Source organism: Bacillota bacterium (genome assembly GCA_012837335.1).
Taxonomy (GTDB): Bacteria; Bacillota; Limnochordia; order Darwinibacteriales; family DTU012; genus DTU012.
In genome coordinates this window covers 1-6,731 of the sequence record DURM01000025.1, presented here as the reverse complement: position 1 = coordinate 6,731, position 6,731 = coordinate 1, and the positions used below count along the sequence as shown (strand labels likewise).

The following is a 6,731-nucleotide window of genomic DNA, read 5'->3' as shown; positions in this document are numbered from 1 at the left end:
TTCTTGGTGGTAATAGCGGAGGGGATCACCTGTTCCCATCCCGAACACAGTAGTTAAGCCCTCCAGCGGCGATGGTATTGCCACATCTCGTGGTGAGAGAGTAGCTCACTGCCAAGAACTAGTTTAAAAGCCTCGGATTTTTATCCGAGGTTTTTAATTTTTTTAAAGTTTAGAGGTTATGCCTTAAAGCGGAGATTAAAAGGAATTAATAGGTTAATCTAGAATAGTTTATTGACATATTATCTTGCGGAAGTGGGGGAGAATAGGCCATTGAAGAAATATGCAGTATGTGGTGTTAGCAACAGGGCAATAGGTATGTTTATTACACCAATTGTGGAGAGGTTTTCTCATAACAGCCAGGTTGTGGGATTGCTGGATATTGATCCAAGAAGATTTGAAGTCTGCAAAGAAAAACTTCCTCAGACAAAAGATGTGGCTGTTTACACGCCGGATCAGTTTGAGCAGATGATTGAAGAACAAAAACCGGATGCTCTGATCGTTGCAGGAGTAGACTGCACTCATGCGGAGTATATAATCAAAGGATTAGAGCATGATTTAGATGTCATTACCGAAAAACCAATGGCAACTACCAGTGAGGACTGCAATGCAATCTTAGCCGCAGAAGCAAAGAGCAAGGGTAGAGTAATCGTTACTTTCAACTACCGCTATGCACCAATTCATTCCAAAATTCGCGAACTGGTTTTAGAAGGCAAAGTTGGCAGAATTACATCTGTTGACCTAAACTGGTACATTGATACCTATCATGGTGCCAGCTACTTTAAACGCTGGAACCGCGAGCGGGACAAATCTGGTGGATTATCAATCCACAAATGTACTCACCATTTTGACCTGGTAAATTGGTGGATCGGGCAAAAACCGGTAGAAGTTTTTGCCTATGGTGCGCTTAACTACTATGGATCTGAAGGCGGCTTGAATCCTCGCAAAGTGGATGGCCGCCACTGCGGAGATTGTCCGGACAGCAGCAACTGCATCTATTATATGCGCTGGACCAGCCGCAGCGCTGATGCAATGCCAAAAGATGATCACCTCGGCGCTTTAGGTAAGGTTGAAAGACCCTACACTAACTACCGCCCAGATCGCTGCATTTATGATTCGGAAATCGATATTGAAGATACTTACACAGTTACTGTGAAATTTGATGAAGGTGCTTTATTAAGCTATTCGTGTAACTTCTCAACACCTTATGAGGGATACCGCTTAGCGATCAATGGTACTAAGGGACGGATTGAGACTATGGAGTTCCACGCTCCGTCACGGGTTCCTTTCCCAACTCCGGTTCAAACCATTGATTACTTCCCATTATTTGGTGCTAAGGAAACAATTCATGTAGTCAGCCGCAAAGGCGGACACGGCGGCGGAGACCCGATCTTACTCGAGGATATTTTCCTGGGTGTTGATCCAAACAGATCCTATGAAATTCTCTCCGGTGCGCTCGATGGTGCTTATTCAGTTATAACCGGCGAGGCTGTCTGGAAATCGGTTAAAGAAAACCGTCCCATCAGAATCGACGAGTTATTAAAGGCATAGTGAAAAGCTTCCCCTTAGCAGGGGAGCTTTTTCTGAGGTAAAATGGCTGATTAACCTTGTGAAGTTTTATTGAAACATGGGTATTCTTTAAGTAGACAAAAATCATGGGAGGAAACAGTATGAAATACAAAATCGAAGTGTTTGAAAAAATGCTGGAAAGCAGAGTCGTTGCCGTACTGCGCAAAATTGACACCACTAAAGTAGTACCTCTGGCAAAGGCTTTAGTAGACGGCGGAATCAATTCCATCGAAATTACCATGGATACAGAAAACGCCCTCCAAGCAATCGCTGACGTCCGCAAAGCTTTAGGGGACAAAATTGCTGTTGGAGCAGGTACTGTTTTAGATCCGGAAGCCGGCCGCGCAGCTATGCTGGCAGGAGCTCAATTCCTCGTAGCTCCAACACTCAATGTTGATTTAATTCGCTTAGGCAACCGCTACGGCCGCATGGTAGTGCCGGGCTGCATGACACCTACCGAGATTCAGCAGGCCTGCGAAGCCGGTGCTGATGTTATTAAGGTATTCCCGGCTGGAGTTGTAACCGCTAACTTCTTTAAGAACGTGCTTGGTCCCCTCGATCACATTACCCTAATGGCTACAGGCGGAGTAAGCATCGATAACGCTAAAGAGTACCGTGCTAAGGGTGTAGACGTCTTAGGTGTAGGTGGAAATCTTGTCGATAAAGAGGCAATTGCCGCAGGAGAATTTGAAAAGATTACCGCTTATGCAGCCAAACTTGTCGAAGAAGCAAAATAAGTTTGGATCGCATCTCAGCACACAAATTCCACCATCAACAAATGCAAATTTGTTATGGTGGTTTTTATTAATTTGTGGCACAATTAAAGTGCGAGGCCAACGGAAATATGTTACAATGATCGAGAATTAGAACATGGAGGAAGCAATAATTGAAGATCGGAATCATTGGACTGCCGCAGAGCGGCAAAACTACTCTATTTCAACTGTTAACTAATGTAGAAGCTAAAGCAAATCTGAGAGCTAATACAGGTATTGCTCGGGTGATGGACCCGAGAATAGCAGAGTTATCAAAGATTTTTCAACCCAAAAAGACAACATATGCCACCATTGAAATGGTGGATGTAGCCGGATTGACTGCAGGGCAGAATAAAAAAGGCAATGAGCTGTTGAATGCAATACGGGATGTGGATGCGGTAGTGCAGGTGCTGCGGGCTTTTCGCAGCGATATTGTACCAACAGCTGATGGCAGAATTGAGCCGATGCGTGATTTAACCCAGATTCAGTCAGAACTGATTTTAGCAGACTGGAGTCTGCTTGAAACAAGGCTGGAGCGGCTGGAAAAAGAGAGAGTCAAGAATAAGAACTATGCCCAGGAAAAGGCAGTTTTAACTAAATGCAGAGAAGCTTTGGAAGCAGATGTACCGCTGTGGACTGTTGATTTTACTGAAGATGAGGATAAACTGATCCGCGGCTACGACTTTCTAACCCGCAAGCCTCTGCTTTTGGTTGTTAATGTTGATGAAGAGCAGATGCAGGAAGATGATTTTCCGCAAAAAGCTGAGCTGGAAGCATGGGCAGAGGAGCGCCACATTCCCATTATCGTAGTCAGCGCGCAGATTGAAGTTGAGATCAGCCAACTGGATGAGGAAGATAAGGAGCTGTTTATGGCTGATTTAGGCATCAGCGAATCCGGCATCGAAAGGCTGTCGCGGGCAGTATATGCGCACTTAGGACTGATATCGTATTTTACCGTCGGGTCAGATGAAGTTAGGGCCTGGACCATTACCGAAGGTACTAATGCCAAGGAGGCTGCAGGTAAAATTCATTCAGATATTGAGCGGGGCTTTATTCGGGCTGAGGTAGTAAGCTATGAGGATTTCATCGCGTTGGGAAGCATCGCAAAAGTTAAGGAAAAGGGCCTTTTTCGGTTAGAGGGTAAAGAATATATTGTTCAGGATGGCGATATTATCAGCTTTAGGTTTAATGTTTAAGGCAGATTGAAAAGGGAGTTGATGATGTGGATGTTAGAACAACGGCTAAACAATTAGCCGACGCGCTGGTTGGGAGCGAAGAATATCAGCGGTTAAAACAGGCGAGAGAGGAAATTGAAGCTCATCAGGCAGCTAAGATCATGCTCAGAGACTTCCATAAAAAACAGCTCGAGCTGCAAAAACAGCACTTAGAGGGCAGACCGGTTACTGATTCTCAAACAGAAGAACTGGGTAAATTATATGAAGTATTAAATATAAATCCCTATATCCGGGAGTTATTTGAAGCTGAGTTTGCCTTTCACAAACTGATGATGGATGTTCAGGAAGTCCTCAGTGATGCTATCGGTCTCGAACCACTATATGATATGGATGACGAGGAAGAAGAGCAGATCGAGGATGAGATTCAAAAAGCTACCCGAAAACTGTGGACCCCGGGAAATTAGAGGAGGAATCCATTGAAGAGAGTACGGATTGGCACAGCCGGAATCCCCACCTCTGCCAAACCGCGCACATCTAAAGCAGGTGTGACAAAGCTGGAAGAATTGGGCTTAGATTGCATGGAATTGGAGTTTGTCAGAGGAGTGCGGATGAAAGAAAAATCTGCCCGGGAACTTCGGATAGTGTGTGAAGAAGCAGGAATTGAACTAACTGCGCACGCCCCCTATTATATCAATCTTAATTCTAAGGAACCGGAAAAGATAAGCGCCAGCAAGGAGCGAATTCTCCAGGCAGCCCGGATCGGCTGGGCAGCCGGTGCGAAAAGCGTTACCTTTCATGCGGCCTATTACCATGACTCCGATCATGAAGAGGTATATGCGCGGGTTAAGCAGGAATTAGTTGAGGTCCGCTCGAAGCTTGACGATGAAGGTATTTATATCCATCTGCGCCCGGAAACCACCGGTTCGCCCACTCAATTTGGCACAGTTGAAGAAATAGTGCGTTTGGCTGTTGAAATTCCGGGTGTATATTCCTGCATTGATTTTTCTCATCTCTACGCCCGCAGTCTCGGCGCTTATAATACATATGAGGAGATCTGCGGAGTTTTGGAATTTGTTAAATCCGAATTGGGTACAGCCGCTTTAGATCAGCTGCACATGCATTTTTCGGGCATCGAATATGGACCTAAGGGTGAGCGAAAACACTTGATTTTAGCTGAAGCGGAAAATAATTACCAAGCTGTCCTCCAAGCGCTGGTTGATTACAATGTCGGCGGATGGCTGATATGCGAAAGTCCAAATTTGGAAGAAGATGCTTTAATCTTAAAGCATGAATATAATCAAATCATCCAAAAAACAAAGGAGGAGTAAAGCATGGGTAAAGCGGACATTGGATTAATTGGCTTAGCGGTAATGGGAGAAAACCTTGTCCTCAACATGGAAAGCAAAGGTTTTACCGTTGCCGTCTACAACCGAACTGTCCAAAGAGTTACGGATTTTGTTGAAGGTCGGGCTAAGGGCAAAAATATTATCGGTACTTACTCGTTGGAGGAATTGGTTGATTCTTTGAAGACTCCGCGCAAGGTTATGCTGATGGTTAAAGCGGGTCAACCGGTGGATGATTTTATTGAGCGGTTAATTCCGCTGCTTGATAAAGGCGACATTATTATTGATGGCGGCAACTCTCATTTTGAAGATACTAACCGCCGCACTAAGAGAGTTGAAGAAGCAGGACTCCTGTATATCGGAACCGGTGTATCCGGTGGTGAAGAGGGAGCTTTAAAAGGCCCAAGCATTATGCCCGGTGGTTCTCCGGCAGCATGGGAAACTGTAAAACCGATTCTCCAAAGCATCTCTGCCAAAGTTGGCGAGAAAGGAGTTCCCTGCTGTCAGTGGGTTGGCAAAGAAGGTGCCGGCCACTTTGTTAAAACTGTGCACAACGGTATTGAATACGGCGATATGCAGCTCATTTCTGAAGCATATTATATCATGAAGCATGCTTTAGGCTTAAGCGCCCAGGAAATGCACGAAGTATTTGCCGAGTGGAATAAAGGTGAACTGGACAGCTATTTAATCGAGATTACCAGCGATATTTTGGCCAAGGTTGATAAAGAAACTGGGCAGCCATTAGTAGAGTTAATTCTGGATGCTGCCGGACAAAAAGGTACCGGTAAATGGACTTCTCAGGCTGCTCTTGATCTGGGAATCGCTACTCCTACTATTACTGAGGCTGTATTCGCCAGATGCTTGTCAGCGATCAAAGATGAGCGAGTGGCTGCTTCGAAAGTGCTTACCGGTCCAGAAGTAAACTTTGAAGGCGATCGGGATGCCTTTGTTGAGGACATCCGGCAGGCGCTTTACGCATCGAAGATCTGTTCCTATGCCCAAGGGTTCGCTTTAATGCGGGATGCCTCCCGTGAATGGGACTGGGATCTAAATCTTGGTGAAATCGCGTTAATGTGGCGTGAAGGCTGCATTATTAGAGCTCAATTCCTTGAGCGGATTAAGGAAGCATTTGATGCAAATCCGGATCTGCCGAATCTTCTGGTAGCTCCCTACTTCAAAGAAGCTGTAGATAAAGCTCAACCGGGTTGGCGCAGAGTAGTTGCCACAGCAGCTCAACTAGGACTGCCAATTCCTGCGTTCAGCTCAGCCTTATCGTACTTTGATGGATACCGCCGGGAAACTATATCGGCAAATATGATTCAAGCTCAGCGTGATTATTTCGGAGCCCATACCTACAAACGTGTTGATAAACCGGGAGTTTTCCATACAGAGTGGTTGGCTCCTGGCAGCGAAGCAGAAAGCGTTCCTCAAGACTAACTGGTTCAATCCAGGTATCCCGGTTTTGGCGAGACTGGGATACCTCTCTTTTTTTAGCGGGTTCCATAAAAAATTAATAACACCCCTAACGCAATTATTAACATTTTTGCGTAGGATACTTGTTCTGAAAGTCCAATTAATCCTAGAGTGCTGACTATCATCAGCACAGTCGGTCCGATCAAACCTAAGGTTGCATTGATTTTCATTGCAGTAGATACTCGGGCGAATTTGATCATCAGCAGTGCAGCTGTAATCTCAATTGCTCCAGCTAATACACGCATCACAGCCATACTCAATACAATGCGCCATTCGGTTTGCATAAGAAGGCCTCCTTATTTAATGAGGTTAATGAATGAGAGGGGTAAGAGTGTGTATCAGAATCTGCAGTTAGTTGATCCGGAAATTTTTGAAGTTACGCGGCTTGAGACTAAACGTCAAGCGGAAAAACTGGAAATGAT

The 6,731-nt window shown here is 45.2% G+C and carries 7 protein-coding genes and 1 rRNA gene; 7 read left to right on the top strand and 1 reads right to left on the bottom strand.

The window, feature by feature from the left end:
• The first annotated feature begins 2 nt into the window (after positions 1-2).
• The 7 genes from rrf (at position 3) to gnd (ending at position 6,273) form a co-directional block, all read left to right on the top strand.
• Positions 3-117, top strand: a 5S ribosomal RNA gene (rrf, locus tag GX019_03895).
• A gap of 153 nt (positions 118-270) precedes the next feature.
• Positions 271-1,548, top strand: coding sequence for a Gfo/Idh/MocA family oxidoreductase (locus GX019_03890; protein HHT36301.1), 1,278 nt, complete (start codon positions 271-273; stop codon positions 1,546-1,548).
• Positions 1,549-1,667: 119 nt separating this feature from the next.
• Positions 1,668-2,303, top strand: coding sequence for a bifunctional 4-hydroxy-2-oxoglutarate aldolase/2-dehydro-3-deoxy-phosphogluconate aldolase (locus GX019_03885; GenBank protein HHT36300.1), 636 nt, complete (start codon positions 1,668-1,670; stop codon positions 2,301-2,303).
• 149 nt (positions 2,304-2,452) lie between these two features.
• Positions 2,453-3,514, top strand: coding sequence for a redox-regulated ATPase YchF (gene ychF, locus GX019_03880; protein ID HHT36299.1), 1,062 nt, complete (start codon positions 2,453-2,455; stop codon positions 3,512-3,514).
• A gap of 26 nt (positions 3,515-3,540) precedes the next feature.
• On the top strand, positions 3,541-3,957 hold the full coding sequence (locus GX019_03875; protein ID HHT36298.1) for a YlbF family regulator: 417 nt from the start codon (positions 3,541-3,543) through the stop codon (positions 3,955-3,957).
• A gap of 12 nt (positions 3,958-3,969) precedes the next feature.
• A complete protein-coding gene (locus GX019_03870) occupies positions 3,970-4,821 on the top strand; it encodes a TIM barrel protein (protein HHT36297.1) in 852 nt (283 codons plus the stop codon).
• A 3-nt stretch (positions 4,822-4,824) separates the two neighbouring features.
• Positions 4,825-6,273, top strand: coding sequence for a decarboxylating NADP(+)-dependent phosphogluconate dehydrogenase (gene gnd / locus GX019_03865; GenBank protein ID HHT36296.1), 1,449 nt, complete (start codon positions 4,825-4,827; stop codon positions 6,271-6,273).
• Positions 6,274-6,326: 53 nt separating this feature from the next.
• Here gnd and GX019_03860 read toward each other — a convergent pair whose 3' ends face one another.
• Positions 6,327-6,593: a YqhV family protein gene (locus GX019_03860; GenBank protein HHT36295.1), complete on the bottom strand. Its 267-nt coding sequence runs from the start codon at positions 6,591-6,593 to the stop codon at positions 6,327-6,329.
• Between the last annotated feature and the right edge of the window lie 138 nt (positions 6,594-6,731).